Annotated in this window: 2 protein-coding genes; one reads left to right on the top strand and one right to left on the bottom strand. The window is 29.6% G+C overall.

What is annotated here, in order from left to right:
- On the bottom strand, window positions 1-346 hold a 346-nt coding region (locus M663_RS0106850), incomplete at its 3' end, for an RDD family protein (protein WP_029688393.1).
- A gap of 219 nt (window positions 347-565) precedes the next feature.
- Between M663_RS0106850 and M663_RS0106845 the strand changes: the two genes are divergently transcribed.
- On the top strand, window positions 566-2,374 hold the full coding sequence (locus M663_RS0106845; RefSeq protein WP_029688392.1) for a heme NO-binding domain-containing protein: 1,809 nt from the start codon (window positions 566-568) through the stop codon (window positions 2,372-2,374).
- Window positions 2,375-2,395: the final 21 nt, after the last annotated feature.

Raw genomic sequence — 2,395 nt, 5'->3', positions numbered from 1 at the left:
ATGCTGATAATAGCTTTGAAAAATATCTTATTGTTGCTAATTTAAAAGAGATTTTTTTACCTTCATAATCTACTACTTTAATATTTAGGGCTATTTTACCCACGGTAGCTTGAAATTTTGAGGATTCCATCAAAGAGAAATAAAGCCAATTCACTATTATTATTAATATTAATAAAAAGGTGCCAGCAATAATTTGTGAGGTCTCATCTTTGTTTATTGAATCAGTGATACCTGTTAGTTGTAAAACTAAACCTAAAACAAAAAGAAATACTAATTCTGCAAAGGCCAGAATAACATTGTCTAAAAAATAAGCTGTAAATCTTCTCCAAAAACCAGCATATTCCATTAATTATGCACCTCTTAAAGATAAAATAACATTAAATAATACTTAAATCCTCCTTTCTAAAAAATATTTGTATTTAAAAAAATAATATATTAACTATTTTTTCTTGTCAATAAAATTTAATTTTGATGAAGAAATCTTTTTATTAAACTAAAGTTATTTTTTGTCGATAATATTTATGATAATTGTGTAATTTTGAAGAATAAAATGGGGAGTGAGAAAATGAAGGGAACAGTTGTAGGCACGTGGATTAAAAGCTTAAAGAGTTTATATGGTGAAGAATTAGTTGATAATGTACTAGAAAGTCTTGGTTGGGATATTAATCATGTTATTACCCCTTTAGAAGATATTGATGATAATAAAATCAAAGATGTATTTGACGCTGTGAGTAAAAAGGTTGGTGTTCCTGTTAATGAGATTTGGAGAAAAGTGGGGAGGCAAAATATTAATAATTTTAGTGAATGGTTTCCTTCATATTTTACAGGGAGAAAACTTGTGAACTTTTTGTCAATGATGGATGAAGTGCATTTGCAACCTACAAAAATGATAAAAGAGGCAAATCCACCGAGGCTTTTAGTAAGACCTGTTTCTGTTGATACTATAGAGATGGAGTACATATCAAAAAGAAAACTTTATGATTATTTTTTAGGTCTTATTGAAGGCAGCTCTAAATTTTTTAAAGAAGATATAACTGTAAAAGAGATTTCGCGAGAAGAAAAAGACGGTAATGCACACTTAAAAGTACATATTAAGTTTAGTAAGCCTGTATTTGTTTATAAGAAAAATCTTTTAAGTAAGATTTTTGGTTTAGGGATTATGAAAAGTGTATCTTTAAAAACAAGCTTTGTAAGCTTTTTAGCAAGTTTTTTGGTTTTAGGGGTTGTATCTTCTTGGAATATAGTAGATGCAACAACTGGTGCAATAATAATTGGTTTTATAACGTATGCCACATCATATATTATTAATTCGCCAATAAAAAGCTTTCAGGACTTTATAAAAATATTAAAGAGTAGAAATTTTGAAGATGAGTTTAAAATAAAAAGTGGAGATATTTATGAGACAATATCTAAAGAGTTAAATGAGCTAAAGGACAATATAAAAAAGGATATGCTCTTCTTAAAAGGCGGAACTGACGATATGTATAATTTCACACAGAAGTTTAATCAGATTGCCAAAAACATGGAAAAAGTTTCAGATGATATATCGGGAGTTGTCCATGATGTTGCAACATCTACGGTAAGCCAGGCAGAAGAGATAGAAAAAGCTGTTGGTATATTAGATGAAAATATTAAGAAAATTAATGAAATAGCAGAGATAGAGAAAAAAAGTAACGAAAAATTAGAGGATTCTATAGGTAATATTAAAAAGACAAACAATGATATAACCTATGTATCTGAAGATTTGTCACAAGTTGAAAGTGATTTTTCAAGTATTTATGAAATGGGTAAAATCTTATCTGACAATGCTAAAGATATTATGAAGATAGTCACAACAGTTGAGCAGATTTCAGATCAGACAAATTTGCTTGCATTAAATGCAGCCATTGAAGCTGCAAGAGCTGGTGAGGCAGGCAGAGGCTTTGCAGTTGTTGCCGAAGAAATCAGGAATTTAGCAGAAGATTCTAAAAATGCAGTAAAGACAATCACAGATAGTTTGTTAAGTTTTACTGGGCAAGTGGAGAATTTGGCTGAGAAAATTAGTGCTCAATTTGAAAAGCTAAAAAAGAGCATTGCAATATTAGAAGGTGTTGTAAATAACAATAAAGAAGCTACAGAGAAAGTAGCCAATATATCAAAAATAATTATGGATTCAGCCGATAAGCTTTATAAGGAGGCTGAGGAACTTTCAGAGGTATTTAGTCATCTTGAAAATTTGGCAGCTATATCAGAAGAAAATTCTGCTTCTTCAGAAGAAATGAGTGCAAGTATTTCAGTTTATTCTACTCGTATAAAAGAATTTATGGAACAGATAGGTCAGATGGAAGCTTTGGTTATTAATTTTAAGAAAGAACTTGACAAATATAAAGTATAGTGTCTAAATCAACAATTACAA

Origin of the sequence: Thermoanaerobacter sp. A7A, from assembly GCF_000445185.1 — a bacterium.
Classification (GTDB): domain Bacteria; phylum Bacillota; class Thermoanaerobacteria; order Thermoanaerobacterales; family Thermoanaerobacteraceae; genus Thermoanaerobacter.
Note: the sequence above shows the minus strand (reverse complement) of the source record. Positions and strands in the feature narration are given on the sequence as shown.

Excerpts from the sequence above, each read along its gene's own strand:
- M663_RS0106845 (WP_029688392.1), top strand. The coding sequence starts at position 566 with ATGAAGGGAACAGTTGTAGGCACGTGGATTAAAAGCTTAAAGAGTTTA.